Annotated in this window: 16 protein-coding genes, 2 tRNA genes and 6 pseudogenes; 11 read left to right on the top strand and 13 right to left on the bottom strand. The window is 46.6% G+C overall.

Annotated elements, in window-relative coordinates:
* Positions 1–78: 78 nt before the first annotated feature.
* From HFV01_RS22280 to HFV01_RS22290, 3 genes are all read right to left on the bottom strand, one after another.
* Positions 79–1167, bottom strand: a complete 1089-nt coding sequence (locus tag HFV01_RS22280) for a phosphotransacetylase family protein (protein WP_318285879.1) — start codon at positions 1165–1167, stop codon at positions 79–81.
* Positions 1168–1261: 94 nt separating this feature from the next.
* Entirely contained in the window at positions 1262–1648 is a 387-nt protein-coding gene (gene ebsA / locus HFV01_RS22285; RefSeq protein ID WP_006621404.1) for a type IV pilus biogenesis protein EbsA, read from the bottom strand.
* 78 nt (positions 1649–1726) lie between these two features.
* Entirely contained in the window at positions 1727–2740 is a 1014-nt protein-coding gene (locus HFV01_RS22290) for an RRXRR domain-containing protein (protein WP_006621405.1), read from the bottom strand.
* A 435-nt stretch (positions 2741–3175) separates the two neighbouring features.
* Between HFV01_RS22290 and HFV01_RS22295 the strand changes: the two genes are divergently transcribed.
* From HFV01_RS22295 to HFV01_RS22315, 5 genes are all read left to right on the top strand, one after another.
* Complete coding sequence (locus HFV01_RS22295) at positions 3176–4792, top strand: glycosyltransferase family 2 protein (protein WP_006621406.1); 1617 nt, start codon at positions 3176–3178, stop codon at positions 4790–4792.
* Between the two features lie 10 nt (positions 4793–4802).
* Positions 4803–5948 carry an ATP-grasp domain-containing protein gene (locus tag HFV01_RS22300; RefSeq protein WP_006621407.1) on the top strand — a complete coding sequence of 382 codons (1146 nt, stop codon included), beginning with the start codon at positions 4803–4805 and terminating at the stop codon, positions 5946–5948.
* A gap of 98 nt (positions 5949–6046) precedes the next feature.
* Complete coding sequence (locus HFV01_RS22305) at positions 6047–6952, top strand: succinate--CoA ligase subunit alpha (RefSeq protein ID WP_006669086.1); 906 nt, start codon at positions 6047–6049, stop codon at positions 6950–6952.
* A 63-nt stretch (positions 6953–7015) separates the two neighbouring features.
* On the top strand, positions 7016–8476 hold the full coding sequence (locus HFV01_RS22310; RefSeq protein WP_006621409.1) for a DASH family cryptochrome: 1461 nt from the start codon (positions 7016–7018) through the stop codon (positions 8474–8476).
* 90 nt (positions 8477–8566) lie between these two features.
* A complete protein-coding gene (locus HFV01_RS22315) occupies positions 8567–9532 on the top strand; it encodes a cation diffusion facilitator family transporter (RefSeq protein WP_006621410.1) in 966 nt (321 codons plus the stop codon).
* 85 nt (positions 9533–9617) lie between these two features.
* Here HFV01_RS22315 and HFV01_RS22320 read toward each other — a convergent pair.
* The 3 genes and pseudogenes from HFV01_RS22320 to HFV01_RS22330 all read right to left on the bottom strand — a co-directional run.
* Positions 9618–9761 (bottom strand): annotated as a pseudogene (locus tag HFV01_RS22320) (IS1 family transposase); the annotation flags it as partial.
* An 18-nt stretch (positions 9762–9779) separates the two neighbouring features.
* Positions 9780–10644 (bottom strand): annotated as a pseudogene (locus HFV01_RS22325) (IS630-like element ISAtsp1 family transposase).
* A 12-nt stretch (positions 10645–10656) separates the two neighbouring features.
* Positions 10657–11533, bottom strand: a protein-coding gene (locus HFV01_RS22330; RefSeq protein ID WP_260378412.1) for an IS630-like element ISAtsp1 family transposase whose coding sequence is annotated in 2 segments (ribosomal slippage) — positions 10657–10719 and positions 10721–11533 — 876 coding nt in all. Because the reading frame shifts where the segments join, the coding sequence is not laid out codon by codon here.
* A 63-nt stretch (positions 11534–11596) separates the two neighbouring features.
* On the opposite strand from HFV01_RS22330, the pseudogene HFV01_RS22335 reads away from it, so the two are divergent.
* Positions 11597–12025: pseudogene (locus HFV01_RS22335) on the top strand (HNH endonuclease); the annotation flags it as partial.
* 317 nt (positions 12026–12342) lie between these two features.
* Here the strand turns inward: HFV01_RS22335 and HFV01_RS22340 are convergent.
* Positions 12343–12415: transfer RNA gene (locus tag HFV01_RS22340), tRNA-Met, on the bottom strand.
* Positions 12416–13193: 778 nt separating this feature from the next.
* On the opposite strand from HFV01_RS22340, the gene HFV01_RS22345 reads away from it, so the two are divergent.
* Entirely contained in the window at positions 13194–13442 is a 249-nt protein-coding gene (locus HFV01_RS22345) for a hypothetical protein (protein WP_008052010.1), read from the top strand.
* 929 nt (positions 13443–14371) lie between these two features.
* Here the strand turns inward: HFV01_RS22345 and HFV01_RS22350 are convergent.
* Positions 14372–14542 (bottom strand): annotated as a pseudogene (locus tag HFV01_RS22350) (HNH endonuclease); the annotation flags it as partial.
* A gap of 444 nt (positions 14543–14986) precedes the next feature.
* Positions 14987–15863, bottom strand: a protein-coding gene (locus HFV01_RS22355) for an IS630-like element ISAtsp1 family transposase (protein WP_249432974.1) whose coding sequence is annotated in 2 segments (ribosomal slippage) — positions 14987–15049 and positions 15051–15863 — 876 coding nt in all. Because the reading frame shifts where the segments join, the coding sequence is not laid out codon by codon here.
* 185 nt (positions 15864–16048) lie between these two features.
* On the opposite strand from HFV01_RS22355, the gene HFV01_RS31120 reads away from it, so the two are divergent.
* The gene (locus HFV01_RS31120; RefSeq protein WP_318286315.1) at positions 16049–16171 is read left to right on the top strand and encodes a hypothetical protein; all 123 of its coding nucleotides are present in this window, start codon (positions 16049–16051) and stop codon (positions 16169–16171) included.
* 77 nt (positions 16172–16248) lie between these two features.
* Here HFV01_RS31120 and HFV01_RS22360 read toward each other — a convergent pair whose 3' ends face one another.
* The 4 genes and pseudogenes from HFV01_RS22360 to HFV01_RS22375 form a co-directional block, all read right to left on the bottom strand.
* A complete protein-coding gene (locus tag HFV01_RS22360; protein WP_006621415.1) occupies positions 16249–17124 on the bottom strand; it encodes an IS630 family transposase in 876 nt (291 codons plus the stop codon).
* Positions 17125–17234: 110 nt separating this feature from the next.
* On the bottom strand, positions 17235–18110 hold the full coding sequence (locus HFV01_RS22365; RefSeq protein ID WP_193520398.1) for an IS630 family transposase: 876 nt from the start codon (positions 18108–18110) through the stop codon (positions 17235–17237).
* A 165-nt stretch (positions 18111–18275) separates the two neighbouring features.
* A pseudogene (locus HFV01_RS22370) lies at positions 18276–18971 on the bottom strand (IS630 family transposase); the annotation flags it as partial.
* Positions 18972–19280: 309 nt separating this feature from the next.
* A tRNA-Gly gene (locus HFV01_RS22375) sits at positions 19281–19352 on the bottom strand.
* A gap of 936 nt (positions 19353–20288) precedes the next feature.
* Between HFV01_RS22375 and HFV01_RS22380 the strand changes: the two are divergent.
* The 3 genes and pseudogenes from HFV01_RS22380 (at position 20289) to HFV01_RS31125 (ending at position 22168) form a co-directional block, all read left to right on the top strand.
* Positions 20289–21358 (top strand): annotated as a pseudogene (locus tag HFV01_RS22380) (IS4-like element ISAtsp3 family transposase).
* 35 nt (positions 21359–21393) lie between these two features.
* Complete coding sequence (locus tag HFV01_RS22385; RefSeq protein ID WP_008052010.1) at positions 21394–21642, top strand: hypothetical protein; 249 nt, start codon at positions 21394–21396, stop codon at positions 21640–21642.
* Positions 21643–22033: 391 nt separating this feature from the next.
* On the top strand, positions 22034–22168 hold the full coding sequence (locus tag HFV01_RS31125; protein WP_280949133.1) for a hypothetical protein: 135 nt from the start codon (positions 22034–22036) through the stop codon (positions 22166–22168).
* Positions 22169–22198: the final 30 nt, after the last annotated feature.

Raw genomic sequence — 22198 nt, forward strand, 5'->3', positions numbered from 1 at the left:
AATGTATGAGGGTGGTTATCGGTGACGGGCAAGAGGCGATGGGACTGGGTTGCGGCTCGACGATCGCCGGATAGTGTGCTATTGAAGCAGTTGGAGCAATCGGGTAGTATCGAATTTTTCCGCCATAATTTGGGTCATACAGTCAACCTTAACCCGATCATGGATACGGACGCGACCAAAAGCGCGATCGATGCTTTCCACGGTGGTGAGAGTATCGAGGTCAACACACAAAATGGGAATCTCCAACTCTTCAGCGCGGGTAATCACAATTTGAGCTGGGGGAAGTTGACCGGTGAGAATCAAGCAATGGGTAGACTGTTCCAAAGCGGCCATTTGAATATCAGTGCGATCGCCGCCTGTCACCACCGCCATATTATGTGATTGGCTAAAATACTTCATGGCGGAACTAACATTCATCGCCCCCACACTGAGAGTTTCCACAATCAAATCCAAACGTTCGTGACCACAAACCACCTGGGCTTCAAGCTGCGCCACCAACTCGCGCACCGTGACACTACGAAGCAGCGCATTTCTAGGAAGGATACCCAAAACCGGAATCCCCGCATTTTCCAGAAAAGGCTTAATCTGAGTTTCGACCTTAGCAACCTGTTGGTCGGTGACATCATTAAGCACAATTGCGATTAAGCGATCGCCCAAACGTTCTTTCGCCGATAGTACCTCATCCAAGAGACTATGGGAGTGACAACGAACCACCAACATAACCGCCGTATCCAAAACCTCAGCCATGCGGGGTACAGATAAATTAAAAAGACTCCCCTCCTGTAAAGTTCCGGGACCCTCAAGCAACACCAAATTCCCAGCAATTTGCTGGAGATAGTGAGTCAAAGCCTGGTGATAATAATTTAGATCTTGATGATATAGATGTTTATCAATTGTTACCTGATCAAGCATTAAGATAGGCGATCGCATATAAACTTCCGAAAGCCCCAAAGTCTGAGCAATAAAGTCACAATCAGCATCAACTTGATGATCACAATCATCATCAAAATCAGTTCCCAAAGGTTTCCCGTAAGCAATATCAAACCCCAGATTCCGCAACTGAGGTACTAAACCGAGGGTGACAGCAGACTTACCACTAGAAGGCTCAATTGATCCAATTAATACATACTTGACGGGTTTAGCCACACCAGTAACTCCTAAACTCATGAACTCGGACTTAATTTTGACAATGTAGCGCACAGATGTTGTCTATAACCAACACCCCACCTAGACTAACTATCTTAACTTGAGTCTATCTATTTCATTCCATGTGTAGCAATTTTTTATAAAATTCCTGTGAAAAATCAATCACATGATGATGCTTGAAACTGTAGACCACCTGAATCAAGTGCTTCATAAACTCATAATTGGGCATCATCACTTCATAAGTTAGATCAGCATTATGCTCAAACATCACCCGACATCGAGTAAGGTCAGCCGGAAGCATAGAAGTATTCCAGGTGGCCACAAAAGGAATATCCTCACCCCCCTCGATTTTCCGTGCCCCCTCCAAACTCTTGTGTTGGTAGAGGCTCATAGACCAAGGCAAATATCGCCGTCTCTTTTCATCATAATAGGGTAGATAAACCACCAAGTCCCGTTTTTCAGCCTGTTTGAGGTCTTTGAGAATAGCAGCCGAATCACTCATCAGAAACCTCCGGGAGCTTGGAAACCCAGTGTCTTTAGACCTGGGAGGAAAAGTGACTCGTGCGGCTTTAGCCGCCTACTAGCTTGCAGCATATTGAAATCTCCATGAATTGAATGACAAGAACTTGATATCTGAAGGCTTCGCGTTTGGGCACAATCGCTTACCTGTTTCCAGAGAATGTAGACTCACTCGCCCTTTCGACGCACCGCCGATGTAGACAATGCCATATTTGGGATGCTTGGCGATTCCACCTCGCTTAAACCCTTCTGAAATCGTCCCACCATAAGGTGAACGAGTTCCGCCTTTACTGGGTTGAAATCGATGCAACTGTCTACGGTGAAATCGGAGCGGAATCACTACCATCAGTTCGTTGTTATCGGGTTGCTCGTGCCCTTCGGTGTACCAGTTTGCTAAGACCCAACTATCAACACAGTGAGCAGAAAACTTATCTGAAAGCTTCTGCTTTGATTTCTTGAGTCCTAACTGATTCCGAAGTTCTGCGGTTTCGTGTCCCTTCAGAGTGTGAAGAATTGCAATTCGCTCTAGCTCTGAGTAGAACCACTTCTTGCCCACTTCCATCGGACTGAATAAAACATTCCACTGGCCACAGTTCTTGAACGTCCGCGCTTTGATGTCTTCGACAACAAAGGCAGTAACCGGGAATAACTTGGTGAGCCAGTGACAGATTCGTAATTTCCATTGCCATCGCGCTTTCGTGCTAGGTGGGATTCCGCCTCGCTTACGATTTGGGCAATTCTTCCGGCAAGGAGTATTACGGTATCTTCGCGCTCTCCGAGCATTGCGCTTCGCTTCGACGGCATTCTTGACCCAATCCACTGCATGAGCCTGGATATTGAGATAGGTTCTCGTTCTTGACTTCACCGTAAAGCCTTCACGCTTTGAACCTGGAGCCATCCCAACCGCAAGAGGTTGAGTGAATCGTGATGATGGCTCTACATTCAGACGGGCACACAGTACGCCTTTCTTGTAGAACAAGGTTGCTTTGCCTGACTTGTTCCACCGAATTGCTCGGTTCAAGGTCGTGGGCATTAGTGGACGCTGATTTATATCGACAACTGGTACAGATTGCATGGCGGTAAGCCGTTAATGTACATCTCTTCGACGCTGACGACTCAAGGGACTAGGGATTAGAGAAGTGTCTCTAGTGTTGGTTGCGCTGCCACGCGCTAAGTCGTTCAGTTTGCCTTGTGGCGTAGTCTAGTCCTCGTGTTTAACCTGAACTTGCTCTATGGCTTGAGCTTATTCAAGCCCCGTCTCTTTAGAGCGGGGTACATGACAATTAAATTCCTGCTCATTGTATCACTCCATCTTAGCGGTTCTGGGAAACTCGGTATAGAGGTTAAGGGGGTAGAGGTTAAGGGGAATTGGTTATGAGCGTTGTCCCACCCCATCGGGCCAACCACCTGGTCTGGCAATTATTCCGTGGGGAGCAAATTCTTGGATCAATGGCTGCAAAAAGGTGAAATACTGCACAATGATAGAGAACAATTGAAGTCAAATTTATCAATGCCAGAGAAATCTTGGCTGAACCGTCAGCGTCAACATCAAACCAGTAGAGGTGCAACGGAGTTATTTGATATGCACCATAACCATCGTGATTCGGGAGTTACAGACTCCAATAGTCAAAATTATAGATTCCCTCCGGGGATTAGGCGTTTTCGTCTTCTTTCCCGTCGGCGGGGATGGGGGGGGTCTCAACCCCAGAAACCTGAGCAAGCTAATAAACTTAATATCCCCCCAGAATGTTATCAGAATCGGCGAGGCAAAGCAGCGATCGCCCTAAGCCTGATTTGGAGTCTGATGATTATCGGGCACTTGATTTCCTGGGGATATTGGTTAATTCTGGGATTAACTGGGTTATTAGTAATTCAAGCTATCCGCATTGTGTGGGCTGGCCACCGTGGGTTAGATATTAACCCGGAACATAGGCCAGAAGAATTGCCCTTTGTCTCCCTACTGGTGGCTGCTAAAAATGAAGAGGCTGTGATTGGCAATTTAGTCAAGAATCTCTGCGCTCTCAACTATCCTAGTCATTGCTATGAACTGTGGGTGATTGATGATAATAGTAGCGATCGCACTCCCATAGTTCTCCAGGAATTAGCCAAAGAGTATCAACAACTGCACATTCTGCACCGAGACGAAAACGCCACTGGTGGCAAATCGGGCGCACTCAATCAAGCCCTACCCCTCACCCGTGGTAAAATACTAGGGGTTTTTGATGCCGATGCTACTGTGGACTCAGATCTGCTACAACAGGTGATTCCCAAATTTCAGGCGGAACAAGTGGGAGCCGTTCAACTCCAAAAGGCGATCGCCAATAGCAACTTCAACTTTTTAACCCGTTGTCAAGCCTCAGAGATGGCTTTAGATGCCTTTTTCCAGAAACAGCGAGTAGCTGTGGGCGGTATTGGGGAACTGCGGGGAAATGGGGAGTTTATTCGTCGCGCCGCCCTCGAAAGCTGTGGCGGATGGTGTGAACAAACCATTACCGATGATCTCGATTTAACCATTCGTCTGCACTTAGACCATTGGGATATCGAATTTCTGGATACTTCCGTCGTCTTTGAAGAAGGAGTTACCAATTGGGTCGCCCTCTGGCATCAGCGGAACCGTTGGGCTGAGGGAGGATATCAAAGATATCTCGACTATGGGAAATTCATCATCGCTAACCGTATGGGAGTTGGCAAAACCTTTGATTTATTCGGGTTTTTGATTACCCAGTACATCTTACCCATGGCTGCCATTCCCGATTTATTCATGTCATTGATTCTCCGTCGCCCCCCCATTACCAGCCCCCTGACTCTATTAGCAGTTAGTCTGTCGCTGATCGGAATGTTTATCGGCTTGCGGCGTACTGTTAGCCGTGGAAATATGCCATCCCAGAAAACTAATTCACCTGATAACTTAACCACAGATGGCGATCGCCAAGCGGCTACCGAGTCATTAGGCAAATATTATCCCCCACTTTCCTACATGACGACATTGTTCCAAACCCTGCGTGGTACCGTGTATATGTTTCATTGGTTCATTGTCGTTGCCAGTGCCACGGCCCGGATCAGTGTGCGTCCCAAACGCCTGAAATGGGTGAAGACGGTTCATCAAGGAACCCTAAACCATCAATGAGGAACCACCCATGGATTTGCTAGAGTACCAAGCTAAAACCCTATTTCGTCAGATGGCAATTCCCGTATTGCCTTCCCAGAGAATTGATTTTGCTCATGACCTCAAAGGATTAACCATCCCCTATCCTGTGGTTCTCAAATCCCAAGTTCGGGCTGGGGGACGGGGAAAAGCTGGTGGTATCAAGTTTGTGGAAAATACCATTGATGCAGTGGCTGCGGCTCAATGTATTTTTAATCTGGCTATTCAAGATGAATATCCCCAAGTCCTACTGGCTGAAGCTAAATATGATGCCGATCAAGAAGTATATCTGGCGGTGATTCTTGATCCGGTGACTCGCCGCCCCCTATTATTGGGGTCTGTGCAGGGGGGAGTTAACGTTGAGGCTACCATGTTCCATATTCAAAAGGTCGTCGTAGATCAGGAATTTTCCCCTTTTTATGCTCGCCGTCTGACGGTGAAAATGGGATTACAAGAACACCATGTCCTATCTGTCAGTAACATTTTGGAGAAAATGTATCGGCTATTTGTCGAGAAAGACTTAGATTTGGTGGAAATTAACCCCCTGGGGATTAGTTCCACGGGCGAGTTAATGGCTCTTGATGGGAAGGTGGTCGCTAATAATCAGGCTTTGGAGAGACACCCGGATTTAGTTCTGTTGGTTAATGAACAATGTTCAGATACTAGCGCAATTGAGCCAACGGATTTACCCACTAATCAACCCAATTTTGTCGAACTTGATGGCAATATTGGTATCATCTGCAATGGGGCTGCTTTAACTATGACTACCCTAGATCAGATTATAGCAACTAAGGGAAAACCTGCTAATTTCTTCAACTTGGGAGGAGAAGATCATTTTGACCTGACCGAAACACTGTTGCAGAATTTCTATGAGGGACTAACATTGGTCATGGCATCCGATCGCATTAAAGTCGTGATGATTAACTGGCTGGGACACCAGACTACTACTGATCAACTGGCTGAGGCGATCGCCAACTTTTTACAGCGCCAAAATCAGAGCAATACTCTCCCGCATTTTGTCCTACGTTTGCAAGTCACTGAACCAGAGAGTAACCTAGCTAAATTTGCTGATTTACCTGTGGAAATTGTGGCAAATTTCGATGATGCGGTTAAACGAACCGTCGCTTTATCTCGGTAGGTAAGGGTTCAGAAATAATCTCCTGTAGATAGAGGCTGTTTACTGAACCCGCCCGGACATAGCTGCATGGTTTCTGATTAATTATAGCTTGAAAAAATATGAATTTAACTCCAGATAGTAAAGTCATTATTCAGGGGTTGAGGGATTCTGAACCTTCCCTAAAGGCAGCCCTCAATATGAAAGCATATAGCACTAATATCGTCGCCTGTGTCAGCGCCGGAAGAGGTGGGGATATCATCCATGAAATCCCATTTTTTGACCTAGTAGAACAGGCTCAAGCCGCCGTAGGACCTGTAGATACTAGCGTCATTTTGGTTCACCCTTATGACGTTCTTGATGCGGCATTAGAGGCTATTGATGCCGGAATTAGACAGCTTGTAATTGTTACTGAAGGAATGCCACCCCTCGATATGGTGCGTTTGGTCAGAAAGGCGGAAGCCACCGAAACTTTAGTTGTCGGTCCTAATTGTCCTGGTATTATTGTCCCCGGTAAACTATTATTGGGAACCCATCCTCCTCAATTTTATACCCCCGGTTCTATTGGCTTAATTAGTCGCAGTAGCACCCTCACTTATGAAGTCGCTCAAGCCTTGACTGATGCCAAATTGGGGCAGTCTATTAGTGTCTGTATTGGTAGTGATTTAATTGTCGGTTCCTCCTTTATTCAATGGCTCCAGATTTTAGATGAAGATGACCATACAGATGCCATTGTTTTGGTGGGAGAAGTTGGCGGCTCTAGTGAAGAAGAAGCAGCCTCTTATATTGCCGAAACTATTGATAAACCCGTGGTAGCTTATATTACCGGTCTCCATACTCCTAAAGCTCAATTGATTAGTCATGCTAGTACAATTATCACTTCCAGATTTACCCAAGACCTTCACCCAGGGACGGCTCAGAGTAAAATTTCCGTATTTGAAAAAGCTAAAATCCCCGTGGCTTCTAGTCCCTATCACCTGCCTGAGTTATTGAAAAAGTGCCTTAAAAAAAATCGCGCCTCTAAGTAAATCTCCAACGGCTTTAGGATGATGTATAATAGGAGAAAATGTCAACTTTTAACTAGCAATTAAATGGCTGCTAATCCTCAAAAAATCATCCTATGGTATCGGCATGATCTGCGGTTACATGACCATGAACCCCTAGATTTGGCTACCTCCACTCAAGCGCAAATTATCCCCCTCTACTGTTTCGACCCCAGACAGTTTGCCAAAACTTCCTTTGGTTTCCCGAAAATGGGGGGATTTCGGGGTAAATTTCTGTTAGAAAGTGTCGCGGATTTACGCCATAATTTGCAAAAAATTGGTAGTAACTTATTAGTAAGAATAGGTGAGCCAGAAACGGTTATATTTGACCTGGTTAAACAATTAAATATTGATGCGGTTTATTACCATAAAGAAGTTACCACCGAAGAATTAGCAGTAGAAAGGGCATTAGAGAAAGCCTTAACCCCCCTGGGAGTTGAGGTAAAATCTTTCTGGGGAGCCACATTATATCATCCCAAAGAATTACCCTTTCCCATTGAAAAACTACCGGAACTTTTTACCAACTTCCGTAAACAGGTCGAGAAAAAATCAATTATTTACCCGCCATATACCCCCCCTAAGCAATTACCGACATTCCCAGATATTGAACCAGGAGAAATCCCAACTTTGGCGGAACTTGGTATCACAAAATTACCCTTTGATAGCCGGGCTGTCTTGGATTTTGTCGGTGGAGAAACGGCGGGTTTAACCAGATTAAATGATTATTTTTGGCAGCGAGATTGTCTCAAAAACTATAAACAAACTCGTAATGGGATGTTAGGCTCTGATTATTCGTCGAAATTTTCTCCCTGGTTAGCTAATGGTTGTCTATCTCCTCGATGGATTTATCAACAGGTGTGCGATTATGAACAACAACGAGTTAAAAATGATTCCACTTATTGGCTGGTTTTTGAATTATTATGGCGGGATTATTTCCGGTTTATTTGTCTGAAACATGGGCGTAAGGTGTTCTATAAATCGGGTTTACAGGGTGTCAAAATTCCCTGGGGAGAAAATTGGCAACAGTTCCAGAGTTGGTGTGATGGACTGACGGGGTTTCCCCTGGTAGATGCGAATATGCGAGAGTTGGCTGCTACGGGGTTTATGTCTAATCGAGGACGGCAAAATGTGGCGAGTTTTTTAACTAAGAATTTGGGCATAAATTGGCAAATGGGGGCGGAGTGGTTTGAGTCTCTCCTGATTGATTATGATGTCTGTAGTAATTGGGGTAATTGGAATTATACGGCGGGGGTGGGTAATGATGGCAGGGGATTTCGCTATTTTAATATAGCTAAACAGTCCCAGGATTATGACCCGATGGGGGATTATGTGAAACATTGGCTACCAGAATTAGCGTCTATTCCTCATGGTAAGGTTCACTCTCCCTGGCGTTTATCTAATCAAGAACAGATCAGGTTTGGGATGCGTTTGGGGGTGGATTATCCCTATCCTATGGTGGATCTGCAAAGGTCGGTAGAAGCTAATCGCCGGATTTATGAGAAATCCTGACAAATGACCTGAAATAACTATGGGATTGGTGTGAATTAAAAAAAAGTCAAAATGGAGGGTATACAGTCGGTGAGTTGTGATTGCTGTGAAATGGTGAGGTTTTCCAAGTCGCCCCAAAAGTTGCGCCTGTTGGGGATAGCTTTAATTTCGATCCTGGGTTTTGCTGGGGTAGAGGCGGTGGTGGGATGGGTTAGTCATAGTATGGCTTTGACGGCTGACTCTGGTCACATGGCGGCGGATGGGTTGGCGATCGCTTTAGCGATTTTAGCGGCTTCTGTGGCGCGACGTTATCGGGGAATTGAGGTCTGGGCGGCTTTGTTGAATGGGGTGGGACTTTTGGTAATGGCGATCGCCATTGGTCTGGAGGCGATCCGACACCTACAAAATCCCCCGGAAACCATTTTGAGTTTACCTATGTTGGTAGTTGCGATCATTGGTTTGGGGGTCAATGGCTTTAATATCATGCTGTTGCACCGAGATGGTCAACAGGACCTGAATATGCGGGGGGTTTTGCTTCATATCTTAGCTGATACCCTCAGTTCTGTTGGCGCTATTGTGGCAGCGATCGCTATTTGGTTAACAGATTGTACTTGGGCTGATGGTGCCGTCGGTTTGGGGGTGTCGGTGTTGGTGGGTTTGGGTTCGCTACCTGTGATCCGCCACAGTTTGGCGATTTTGTTAAATATATCTCCGGTGGGGGTAGATCGGGAGTTAGTCCGAGAGGCGATCGCCAACTTTCCGGGAATTGTAGCCGTCGAAGATTTGCTGATTATAGCGATCGCACCAGGTTATTATGCCGTGGAAGCCACCCTAAAAGTAGATATAGACCTAAAACAAGGCGATCGTTTACTCACCCAAATTCAGGCTACCCTCAGCCAAAAATTCGGCATTGACGATATTCGCTGCCAACTAGATCAGGTATTATCTCCCCCAAAACTGGGTTTCTGGGAAATAGGACAGACCAGCCTCGCATCGATAATCAGCCCAGTCCAGGTAAATCAGCCCCTAGGAGTGAAAGAAATGCAGATCCCTCTCGACAAACGTTTGCACCAGTAGCGATCGATCCAAATACTTATCAGAAAAATTAGGTTTTCAACCCCGTCCTTGTAGGACGACTTTCTGTGAAAATATTAGGGTAGTGCTAAAGAGGTAATGATGCCTTGTAGTGATGGATAAAATACCAAATGCCACCAATGTGATTCTGCAAACACTTGGAAAAGGACAAGGTCTTGGGTACTAAGCGAGACACTCGTTGTCTCAAGGTATTGTTAAACCTTTCGATGTATAGCATTAGTCAAGGTGGTTAGGACGCAGCTTTGAGAACGGAATCCATGGCATCATGGAGAGAATCAAACTGCTCAATGCAGTGGCGAATACGGGCTTTCAGCCACGACCAACATTTCTCTATCTTGTTGAGGTCTGGCGAATAAGGTGGTAGATAGAGTAAACGGCATTGAGCTGCCTCCACCAGTTCAGCAATCCGCCCCCCTTTATGAAACGTTGCATTGTCCAATACTAGAGTCTGACCTGGCTTCAATGTTGGAATTAAGATGAACTCCAACCACAACTCAAACACTGTCCGATTACAACAACCCTCAAAGCTAAAGGGAGCTAAGAGTTGTTGATGACACCATGCGGCTATCATACTTACCCTGCCCTGCCTCTTCCCTGATTTGAGTGCATGGAAGCGTTTTCCTTCCTCGCAGTAACCATAAGGGTAATCCGAGTCCTGACTATTCATGCCGGCTTCATCGAGGTAGACCACTTCTTCCGGCTCCATCTGTTCAATCTGAGCCATAAACTCCTCTCGCTGTTGCTCATCACGTTCTTGGTAGCCGTAAGTTTTTTTTTCTGGTGAAGCCAATTTTCTTCAAGGCTCTGGATATGGTGCGAGGAGAGATGTCGTCATCCCAAAGTTCAGCCATTTGAGCTGCTGTTTTGTCGCCATGCTCTTGGGCAAAAGCCTTGAATTTTTGCCAGTCGGTAATTTTGTGGTTATTGCCAGGTCGGTGATGAGGTTTAGGGAGGAAGTCTCCGGTCTGTGCTTTTCTTTGCAGCCAGAGATTAATGGTGTTCCGGCTGACATGGAAAAGTTGACTGGCTTATGTTTTGGGCATACCGTCTAGTTCAATTGCATTAATAACTTTTTGTCTGAGGTCGTATAGCACTAGTCAATACGGTTAGGACGCAGTCTTGAGAACAGAATCCATGGCATCATGGAGAGAATCAAACTGCTCACGTGCAGTGGCGAATGCGGGCTTTCAACCACGACCAACATTTCTCTATCTTGTTGAGGTCTGGCGAATAAGGCGGAAGATAGAGTAAACGGCATTGAGCTGCCTCCACCAGTTCAGCAATCCGCCCCCCTTTATGAAACGTTGCATTGTCCAATACTAGAGTCTGACCTGGCTTCAATGTTGGAATTAAGATGAACTCCAACCACAACTCAAACACTGTCCGATTACAACAACCCTCAAAGCTAAAGGGAGCTAAGAGTTGTTGATGACACCATGCGGCTATCATACTTACCCTGCCCTGCCTCTTCCCTGATTTGAGTGCATGGAAGCGTTTTCCTTCCTCGCAGTAACCATAAGGGTAATCCGAGTCCTGACTATTCATGCCGGCTTCATCGAGGTAGACCACTTCTTCCGGCTCCATCTGTTCAATCTGAGCCATAAACTCCTCTCGCTGTTGCTCATCACGTTCTTGGTAGCCGTAAGTTTTTTTTCTGGTGAAGCCAATTTTCTTCAAGGCTCTGGATATGGTGCGAGGAGAGATGTCGTCATCCCAAAGTTCAGCCATTTGAGCTGCTGTTTTGTCGCCATGCTCTTGGGCAAAAGCCTTGAATTTTTGCCAGTCGGTAATTTTGTGGTTATTGCCAGGTCGGTGATGAGGTTTAGGGAGGAAGTCTCCGGTCTGTGCTTTTCTTTGCAGCCAGAGATTAATGGTGTTCCGGCTGGCATGGAAAACTTGACTGGCTTCTGTTTTGGGCATACCGTCTAGTTCAATGGCATCAATAACTTTTTGTCTGAGGTCGTAACTATAGGGGGCTGGCATTTTTGGTCTTCTTAGTCATCTCGTCCTCTCCATTATACGTCCTAAGTGTTCTGTCTTGTGCTATACTTCCAACAAGGAACGGTTAAACTTAGCAATGGGAAAGAAAGACATGAATCTTGGTTATTCAAGACTAAAGATGGATTTCAACTATGGAAACATAATTGGACTCCGATTGTCAGACATACCACAATACGCCCTGATGCAACACCATACGACGGAAACTGGACTTACTGGGCAACCAGAAAAGGACAAGCAATCGACACGCCAATTAGGGTAGCAAAACTACTCAAAAAGCAAAAAGGCAAGTGTACCTGGTGTGGGCAATACTTTACCCCATCAGACCTAATTGAAGTAGACCACATTGTACCTCGAAGCCTCGGTGGAAAGGATGAATACAAAAATCTTCAGCTATTACACCGCCACACCCGCGACGATAAGACGGCACTTGACAAGGCCAACGCTGTGTCCTTAACAATGGAGCAGTCAAACTAGGAGCCGTGTGAAGGGAAACTTTCACGCACGGTTCTGAATGGGAGGGGATGGAGGCGACTCCATTCTCGACCCCTAATCGGGGACTTGAACAGGTTTTCGCCAAAATGAGAATTGCTGGGGGGTGATATGGGTATTTGACAGATTGATTAAGTTTTGCTTATTGATTAACCCGTCAATAATTAAAATTTGTTGCTAAGGGATATGCACTAATTGTCCCGTGTGCTAAGACTGAATGGAGTGCATTTTGAGTGTAACGGTACGAATATCGGTTTGAGCGATATCACGCGATAGTAGTCAGGATAAAGTATTGTCAGGAATGCGCCCTACTGGAATCGAACCAGTCTGAAGGCGAATTATGAGTTCGCTGCCTCCCCAATCGGCCAAGGGCGCACAAATCGGTAGGGGTCGAACGGGAAGTCACCTTCCCGAACTCCCATTAAAAACCGTGCTTGATACTTTCGCATCACACGGCTCCTGATGTGGACACCCTTTTTCATAGGAACAGAGTTACTACCCCCTGCTTTCTTACTTCAACTTTTGGAGCTTTATGCACCACGTAGTCTTTCAACTCGCTCTCGCCATTATACTCCTACTAATCGCAGTATCTATATCCACACCGCGACCTGTGGGCATATCCCAGCCATTACAGATGGGCATTGGCTTCTGGTCGCATCCTTCACCCTCCAGGGGTAGGGGTCGAGAGTGAAGTCACCTTCACCCCCTCCCATTCAAAACCTTGCTTGATAGTTTCCCATCACACGGCTCCTGATGTGGATACCCTTTTGTCATCGGAACAGGGTTACTACCCCCTGCTTTCGTACTTCAATGTTCAGAGCTTTATGCAGCACGTAGTCTTTCAACTCGTTCTCGCCACTACACTCCTAATAATCGCAGTATCTATATCCACACCGTGACCTGTGGGCATATCCCCACCATGACAATTGGGCTTTAGCTTCTGGTCACATCCTTCACCCTCTAACCATGCGCTTACATTTTTCACTACTGCCTTGTGAATAGCATTACTCACTTGTTTATAGGCAGAGCATTAGAGGGGTTACAACGTTCCGTTTATATGGGCATTCCATGGTTAGATTTGTCCTCAGAACCGGGGTAGTTTAAAGGTCTGTGCAGGTAGTCGTAAGAGCCCCCAACTTTTCCCCTTGCCCTTTTGGGCGCAGCGTGTCCACCTATTTCGCTGCTAGTGTATTACGATGGTTCAAGCCGGACATTCAGTTTCCTTAATCATGGATGGTTGGCAGTGGTCTCGATTCCGGTATTAGGTTACACCTCGGAGCCTTCCGTTCCCCGCTTTAGTCCTAGGGTTGTGAGTCCTAAAACTAGGGGTGGCTATCGCCGTTACCCTCTGCTCTGTGATTTCTCAGTTCGCTTAGGACCTTGGGTTCCCTGCCTTGCTTAGTTCCCTAAGCGTCGGGACATATAAACAGTTATGAGGATGGTCAGGAAAGGTTTCCTTATATCCCAACTCGGGGCTGGAATCTTCACCGGCTAGTGATTTATGGCATTTCAGCCCTATTTCATACCCTAACGTCTCGCACCTTGCGCTTACACTTATCACTACTCCGCAGGTAAATCCTGCCATATGAGAGCCTAAGAGGGGTTACGACGTTCCATTTATGTGGGCATTCTATCCTTAGATTCGTCCTTTCCACCGGGGTACTTTAAAGGTCTGTGTAGGTATAGCACAAAATTATCCTACATCTTGAAGATGGCTTGTTAAAACCTCTTCTTTTTCCCCTTGTCCTTTTAGACGCAGCGTGTCAACCTATTTCGCTGCTTCATAATTACGATGGTTCAAGCCAGACATTCGGTTTTCCTAATCATAGATAGTTGGCAGTGGTCGAGTAGGAAATAGGTTTTTCCATTACGCCTTCCGTTCCCCGCTTCAACCTAAGGGTGTGAATCCTTAAATTGGGGGTGGCTACCGCCGTTACTCTCAACTTTCTGCTATATTGGGGTCATAACTCCCTCAAACAGTCCGTATATTGACCCTGAGTTCCCTGCCTAGTTTGGATTCTCATCTCCAAACGTTGGGACGCATAAATAGTTATGGGATATTCAAAGAGTTTCAGCCCTCTTTTATTCAACCAAGGGGTTGAAATCCCACTAGGAGCTTATTTCAGGCATCTCAGCCTTATTTGGTCTCCTAAACATCTCGCACTTAGTGGTTTATGATAGCATAGCACATCGAGAGTATGCAAGACTCAAACCCAAAGTCCTAATTGGCCATTACCTGCTAAGGACATTGACAAGTAGGGGTCGAGAGAGATGTCGCCATCTCCCCCTCCCATACAAAACCGTACTTGAGACTTTCACCTCATACGGCTCCTAATCTGATTGTTCCATTGTTAAGGATACAGCGTTGGCGTTATCTAGCGCCGTCTTATCATCATGACAGTGGCGGTGTAATAATTGAAGGTTTTTGTATTCATCCTTTCCACCAAGGCTTCGAGGTACAATGTGGTCTATTTCAATTAGATCAGATGTGGTAAAGTATTGTCGGTAGGGGTCGAAAGGGAAGTCACCCTCCCCAACTCCCATTCCAAACCGTACTTGAGACTTTCACCTCACACGGCTCCTGATGTGGACACCCCTTGTCATGGGAACAGGGTTACGACCCCCTGCTTTGTAACTTCAACTTTCAGAGCTGTATACAACCACGTAGTCTTTAAACTCGCTCTCGTCATAATACTCCTACTAATCGCAGTATCTATATCCACACCGCGACCTGTGGGCATATCCCCACCATGACAATTGGGCTTTGGCTTCTGGTCGCATCCTTCACCCTCAAAAGGGTAGGGGTCGAAAGGGAAGTCACCCTCCCCAACTCCCATTCCAAACCGTACTTGAGACTTTCACCTCATAGGGCTCCTGATGTGGACACCCCTTTGTCATGGGAACAGGGTTACGACCCCCTGCTTTGTATAGCACTAGTCAATAAGGTTAGGACGCAGCTTTGAGAACGGAATCCATGGCATCATGGAGAGAATCAAACTGCTCACGTGCAGTGGCGAATACGGGCTTTCAGCCACGACCAACATTTCTCTATCTTGTTGAGGTCTGGCGAATAAGGCGGAAGATAGAGTAAACGGCATTGAGCTGCCTCCACCAGTTCAGCAATCCGTCCCCCTTTATGAAACGTTGCATTGTCCAATACTAGAGTCTGACCTGGCTTCAATGTTGGAATTAAGATGAACTCCAACCACAACTCAAACACTGTCCGATGACAACAACCCTCAAAGCTAAAGGGAGCTAAGAGTTGTTGATGACACCATGCGGCTATCATACTTACCCTGCCCTGCCTCTTCCCTGATTTGAGTGCATGGAAGCGTTTTCCTTCCTCGCAGTAACCATAAGGGTAATCCGAGTCCTGACTATTCATGCCGGCTTCATCGAGGTAGACCACTTCTTCCGGCTCCATCTGTTCAATCTGAGCCATAAACTCCTCTCGCTGTTGCTCATCACGTTCTTGGTAGCCGTAAGTTTTTTTTCTGGTGAAGCCAATTTTCTTCAAGGCTCTGGATATGGTGCGAGGAGAGATGTCGTCATCCCAAAGTTCAGCCATTTGAGCTGCTGTTTTGTCGCCATGCTCTTGGGCAAAAGCCTTGAATTTTTGCCAGTCGGTAATTTTGTGGTTATTGCCAGGTCGGTGATGAGGTTTAGGGAGGAAGTCTCCGGTCTGTGCTTTTCTTTGCAGCCAGAGATTAATGGTGTTCCGGCTGACATGGAAAACTTGACTGGCTTCTGTTTTGGGCATACCGTCTAGTTCAATGGCATCAATAACTTTTTGTCTGAGGTCGTAACTATAGGGGGCTGGCATTTTGGGTCTTCTTAGTCATCTCGTCCTCTCCATTATACGTCCTAAGTGTTCTGTCTTGTGCTATAGTTTGCAAAGACTCCTACTTTTCCCCTTACCCTTTTGGGCGCAGCGTATCAACCTGTTTCGCTGCTTACTGGTTACGATGGTTCAAGTCGGAACATTCAGATTTCCTTAGTCATGGATGGTTGGCAGTGGTCGCCTTTGGTAGTAGGTTCTACTTCACGCCTTCCGTTCCCCGCTTCAGTCCCAGGGTTGTGAATCCTAAAACTGGGGGTGGCTATCGCCGTTACTCTCAACGCAATTGTTAAGGAATCATTAAGATTTCTAATTTAGCGTTTTGACCTTGAGTTCCCTGCCTTGTTTTGTATAGCATTAGTCAAGGTAGTTAGGACGCAGCTTTGAGAACGGAATCCATGGCATCATGGAGAGAATCAAACTGCTCAATGCAGTGGCGAATACGGGCTTTCAGCCACGACCAACATTTCTCTATCTTCTTGAGGTCTGGCGAATAAGGTGGTAGATAGAGTAAACGGCATTGAGCTGCCTCCACCAGTTCAGCAATCCGCCCCCCTTTATGAAACGTTGCATTGTCCAATACTAGAGTCTGACCTGGCTTCAATGTTGGAATTAAGATGAACTCCAACCACAACTCAAACACTGTCCGATTACAACAACCCTCAAAGCTAAAGGGAGCTAAGAGTTGTTGATGACACCATGCGGCTATCATACTTACCCTGCCCTGCCTCTTCCCTGATTTGAGTGCATGGAAGCGTTTTCCTTCCTCGCAGTAACCATAAGGGTAATCCGAGTCCTGACTATTCATGGCGGCTTCATCGAGGTAGACCACTCCTTCCGGCTCCATCTGTTCAATCTGAGCCATAAACTCCTCTCGCTGTTGCTTCCAACGTTCTTGGTAGCCGTAAGTTTTTTTTCTGGTGAAGCCAATTTTCTTCAAGGCTCTGGATATGGTGCGAGGAGAGATGTCGTCATCCCAAAGTTCAGCCATTTGAGCGGAGGTTTTGTGGCCATGCTCTTGGGCAAAAGCCTTGAATTTCTGCCAGTCGGTAATTTTGTGGTTATTGCCAGGTCGGTGATGAGGTTTAGGGAGGAAGTCTCCGGTCTGTGCTTTTCTTTGCAGCCAGAGATTAATGGTGTTCCTGCTGACATGGAAAACTTGACTGGCTTCTGTTTTGGGCATACCGTCTAGTTCAATGGCATCAATAACTTTTTGTCTGAGGTCGTAACTATAGGGGGCTGGCATTTTTGGTCTTCTTAGTCATCTCGTCCTCTCCATTATACGTCCTAAGTGTTCTGTCTTGTGCTATATATTTCTATACCAAACGTTGGGACATATAGCATTAGTCAAGGTGGTTAGGACGCAGCTTTGAGAACGGAATCCATGGCATCATGGAGAGAATCAAACTGCTCAATGCAGTGGCGAATGCGGGCTTTCAACCACGACCAACATTTCTCTATCTTGTTGAGGTCTGGCGAATAAGGTGGTAGATAGAGCCAACGGCATTGAGCCGCCTCCACTAGCTCAGGAATCCGTCCCCCTTTATGAAACGTTGCATTGTCTAGCACTAGAGTCTGACCTGGCTTCAGTGTTGGAATTAAGATGAACTCCAACCACAACTCAAACACTGTCCGATTACAACAACCCTCAAAGGTAAAGGGGGCTAAGAGTTGTTGATGACACCATACCACAATCATGCTCACCCTGCCCTGCCTCTTCCCGGATTTGAGGACATGGAAGCGTTGTCCTTGCTCACAGTAACCATAAGGATAATCCGAGTCTTGACTATTGATGCCAGCTTCATCGAGGTAAACCAACCCTTCCGGCTCCATCTGTTCAATCTGAGCCATAAACTCCTCTCGCTGTTGCTCATCACGTTCTTGGTAGCCGTAAGTTTTTTTTCTGGTGAAGCCAATTTTCTTCAAGGCTCTGGATATGGTGCGAGGAGAGATGTCGTCATCCCAAAGTTCAGCCATTTGAGCGGAGGTTTTGTGGCCATGCTCTTGGGCAAAAGCTTTGAATTTATGCCAGTCGGTAATTTTGTGGTTATTGCCAGGTGGGTGATTAGGTTTAGGGAGGAAGTCTCCGGTCTGTGCTTTTCTTTGCAGCCAGAGATTAATGGTGTTCCGGCTGACATGGAAAACTTGACTGGCTTCTGTTTTGGGCATACCGTCTAGTTCAATTGCATCAATAACTTTTTGTCTGAGGTCGTAACTATAGGGGGCTGGCATTTTGGGTCTTCTTAGTCATCTCGTCCTCTCCATTATACGTCCTAACTTTCCTGTCTGGTGCTATATAAACAGTTGTGGGATGGTCAGGGTACGAGTCCCTTATATTTCACCAAGGGGTGAAAGTCCCACTAAGAGGTTATTTCAGGCATTGCAGCCTTATTTGACTCCTAAACGTGTCACACTTGCATTGTCCAGTACTAGAGTTTGACCTGGCTTCAATGTTGGAATTAAGATGAACTCCAACCACAACTCAAACACTGTCCGATTACAACAACCCTCAAAGGTAAAGGGGGCTAAGAGTTGTTGATGACACCACGCCGCCATATAGCTCACCCTGCCCTGCCTCTTCCCTGATTTGAGGGCATGGAAGCGTTGTCCTTCCTGGCAGTAAGCATAAGGATAATCCGAGTCTTGACTATTGATGCCAGCTTCATCGAGGTAAACCACTTCTTCCGGCTCCATCTGTTCAATCTGAGCAATAAACTCCTCTCGCTGTTGCTCATCACGTTCTTGGTAGCCGTAAGTTTTTTTTCTGGTGAAGCCAATTTTCTTCAAGGCTCTGGATATGGTGCGAGGAGAGATGTCGTCATCCCAAAGTTCAGCCATCTGAGCTGCGGTTTTGTCGCCATGCTCTTGGGCAAAAGCCTTGAATTTTTGCCAGTCGGTAATTTTGTGGTTATTGCCAGGTGGGTGATTAGGTTTAGGGAGGAAGTCTCCGGTCTGTGCTTTTCTTTGCAGCCAGAGATTAATGGTGTTCCGGCTGACATGGAAAACTTGACTGGCTTCTGTTTTGGGCATACCGTCTAGTTCAATTGCATCAATAACTTTTTGTCTGAGGTCGTAACTATAGGGGGCTGGCATTTTGGGTCTTCTTAGTCATCTCGTCCTCTCGATTATACGTCCTAACTTTCCTGTCTGGTGCTATACATCAGGAGCCGTGTGCTGGGAAACTCGCAAGCACGGTTTTGAATTGGAGTTGGGGAAGGCGACTTCCCTTTCGACCATAACTGCTTATTGATTAACCCGTCAATAATTAAGATTTGTTGCTAAGGGATATGCACTAATTGTCCCGTATGCTAAGACTGAATTGAGTGCATTTTGTGTGTAACGGTGCGACTATCGGGTTAAGTGTTTCACTATGATCGCAGTAAGAATAAGGCTTAAAAAATAAGCGGACGATGGGACTCGAACCCACTATGTTTAGCTTGGGAAGCTAACATTCTACCACTGAATTACGTCCGCAATGGTTAGCTATTAATCTCTAGGTAGGGGTCGAAAGGGAAGTCACCTTCCCCAACTCCCATTTCAAACCGTGCTTGCGAGTTTCCCAGCACACGGCTCCTGATGTGGATACCCTATTTGTCAAAGGAACAGAGTTACTACCCCCGGCTTTCGTACTTCCATGTTCGGAGCCTTATGCAGCAAGTGGTTGAGCCTTGCTTTTGCGCCAATGTACTCCTACTCATCGCAGTATCTATATCCACACCGTGACCTGTGGGCATATCCCAACCATTACAGTTAGGCATTGGCTTCTGGTCACATCCTTCACCCTCTAAGAGGTAGGGGTCGAGAGTGAAGTCACCTTCACCCCCTCCCATTCAAAACCTTGCTTGATAGTTTCCCATCACACGGCTCCTGATGTGGATACCCTTTTGTCATCGGAACAGGGTTACTACCCCCTGCTTTCGTACTTCAATGTTCAGAGCTTTATGCAGCACGTAGTCTTTCAACTCGTTCTCGCCACTATACTCCTAATAATTGCAGTATCTATATCCACACCGTGACCTGTGGGCATATCCCCACCATGACAATTGGGCTTTAGCTTCTGGTCACATCCTTCACCCTCTAACCATGCGCTTACATTTTTCACTACTTCCTTGTGAATAGCATTACTCACTTGTTTATAGGCAGAGCATTAGAGGGGTTACAACGTTCCGTTTATATGGGCATTCCATCGTTAGATTTGTCCTCAGAACCGGGGTACTTTTAAAGGTCTGTGTAGGTAGTCGCAAGCTCAGTACAGGACAAAAAAGCTGAAAGTCTTAGCCAAAAGGGAATCTAGCCGAAAATTCTGAAGGGGGCGCTCCGGGCTGAGGTGAAAGTCGAGGGGTGGGGGGGTAGCGCCAAGTTGGGGTGAGAGGGTTACATCGGAATTACCACAAACCAAACTTCCCTCTCATGAACGAGCTTAACCGATTACGAGACACTTTGCGCCCTCACTTGCCCTGGCACGGGGCGAGATTAAACTTTGTCTGCCTGTTCCTGATGGCGCTATTCCAAACAAAGACGGTTAATCTGATGGAAATAGCGACTGTATTCGCAAATCCTGTGCAAATTTCCTCAAATTACCAGCGATTACAACGTTTTTTTCGGCAATTCAAATTTGACCGGGCAGAGATTGCCCGTTTCGTCGTTAGCCTCATTGACATTCCCCAACCTTGGACTCTTAGTCTCGACCGCACCTGTTGGTCTTTCGGTCAAACCCATTTCAACATCTTGATGTTGGCAGTCGTCCACGAGGGGATTGCCTTTCCCCTGCTGTGGACGATGCTTGACAAAAAGGGCAATAGCAACAGTGGCGAACGCATGGACTTATTCGACCGCTTCGAGGCACTATTTCCTGACGTGGAGGTGGCTTGTCTGACCGCTGACCGGGAATTTGTGGGGCGAGATTGGCTCTCGTATCTTCTCATCGACCCCGAGGTTCCTTTCCGCCTACGCATCCGCCACAGCGAGCTGATTAGTCCTAAGTTAGGAGGAACTCGGCGTAGCATGAACGAATGTTTGATTCTCTGCGACCCGGAGAATTTCGCCAGCTTTCGGGTCGCCGTTGGGTTTGGGGACGGCAGGTTTACGTCATTGGCTCTCGTCTGTCTGATTCGGGGGAGTTGTTGATTCTCATCACTAACGCTTGCCCCGAAACGGCCCTCCCCGACTATGCTCGGCGTTGGGGTATTGAAAACCTCTTCGGAGCCTTGAAGACTCGGGGCTTCTGTCTCGAATCGACTCACTTTAAGGACCCTGAGCGCTTGAGCCGTTTATTGGCTTTGCTTAGCCTGGCTTTTACTTGGGCTATGAAGGTGGGTTTGTGGATTCACCAAGGTTCACCCATTCCTTTGAAGGCTCACGGACGACGCTCCCAGAGTCTTTTCCGCACTGGCTTCGATTTTCTACGCCGCACTTTCTCTAATCTGCCTTTGTTTTCAGGGCGGTTTCACCAGGCTCTACAACTTTTGTCCTGTACTTAGAGTCGCAAGGACCCCCAACTTTTCCCCTTGCCCTTTTGGGCGCAGCGTGTCCACCTATTTCGCTGCTAGTGTATTACGATGGTTCAAGCCGGACATTCAGTTTCCTTAATCATGGATGGTTGGCAGTGGTCTCGATTCCGGTATTAGGTTACACCTCGGAGCCTTCCGTTCCCCGCTTTAGTCCTAGGGTTGTGAGTCCTAAAACTAGGGGTGGCTATCGCCGTTACCCTCTGCTCTGTGATTTCTCAGTTCGCTTAGGACCTTGGGTTCCCTGCCTTGCTTAGTTCGCTAAGCGTCGGGACATATAAACAGTTATGAGGATTATCAGGAGAGGTTTCCTTATATCCAAACTCGGGGCTGGAATCCTCACCGGCTAGTGATTTATGGCATTTCAGCCCTATTTAATACCCGAACGTCTCACACCTTGCGTTTACACTTATCACTACTGCCTTGTTGTGGGCTGAGTCTTAGAGGGGTTACAACGTTCCATTTATACGGGCATTCTATCGTTAGATTTGTCCTTTCCACCGGGGTACTTTTAAAGGTCTGTGTAGGTAGTACAGACAAACTCCTACTTTTCCCCTTGTTCTTTTGAACGCAGCGTATCAACCTATTTTGCTACTTAGTGATTACGATGGTTAAAGCCGGACATTCGGTTTCCCTAATCATAGATAGTTGGCAGTGGTCGCTTCTGGTAGTAGGTTCTACTTCACGCCTTCCGTTCCCCGCTTCAACTGGGGTGTGAATCCCAAAATTGGGGGTGGCTATCGCCATTACTCTCTACTCCCTGATTTCTCAGTTTGTTTATGACCTTGAGTTCCCTGCCTTGCTTAGATTTCT

The sequence above is a fragment of the Limnospira fusiformis SAG 85.79 genome (genome assembly GCF_012516315.1).
Taxonomy (GTDB): domain Bacteria; phylum Cyanobacteriota; class Cyanobacteriia; order Cyanobacteriales; family Microcoleaceae; genus Limnospira; species Limnospira fusiformis.

What these genes read in the sequence shown, in the direction of transcription:
- HFV01_RS22280 (WP_318285879.1), bottom strand. Translation starts at nt 1,167, where the DNA reads ATGAGTTTAGGAGTTACTGGTGTGGCTAAACCCGTCAAGTATGTATTA.
- ebsA (WP_006621404.1), bottom strand. Translation starts at nt 1,648, where the DNA reads ATGAGTGATTCGGCTGCTATTCTCAAAGACCTCAAACAGGCTGAAAAA.
- HFV01_RS22290 (WP_006621405.1), bottom strand. Translation starts at nt 2,740, where the DNA reads ATGCAATCTGTACCAGTTGTCGATATAAATCAGCGTCCACTAATGCCC.
- HFV01_RS22295 (WP_006621406.1), top strand. Translation starts at nt 3,176, where the DNA reads ATGCCAGAGAAATCTTGGCTGAACCGTCAGCGTCAACATCAAACCAGT.
- HFV01_RS22300 (WP_006621407.1), top strand. Translation starts at nt 4,803, where the DNA reads ATGGATTTGCTAGAGTACCAAGCTAAAACCCTATTTCGTCAGATGGCA.
- HFV01_RS22305 (WP_006669086.1), top strand. Translation starts at nt 6,047, where the DNA reads ATGAATTTAACTCCAGATAGTAAAGTCATTATTCAGGGGTTGAGGGAT.
- HFV01_RS22310 (WP_006621409.1), top strand. Translation starts at nt 7,016, where the DNA reads ATGGCTGCTAATCCTCAAAAAATCATCCTATGGTATCGGCATGATCTG.
- HFV01_RS22315 (WP_006621410.1), top strand. Translation starts at nt 8,567, where the DNA reads ATGGTGAGGTTTTCCAAGTCGCCCCAAAAGTTGCGCCTGTTGGGGATA.
- HFV01_RS22360 (WP_006621415.1), bottom strand. Translation starts at nt 17,124, where the DNA reads ATGCCAGCCCCCTATAGTTACGACCTCAGACAAAAAGTTATTGATGCC.
- HFV01_RS22365 (WP_193520398.1), bottom strand. Translation starts at nt 18,110, where the DNA reads ATGCCAGCCCCCTATAGTTACGACCTCAGACAAAAAGTTATTGATGCA.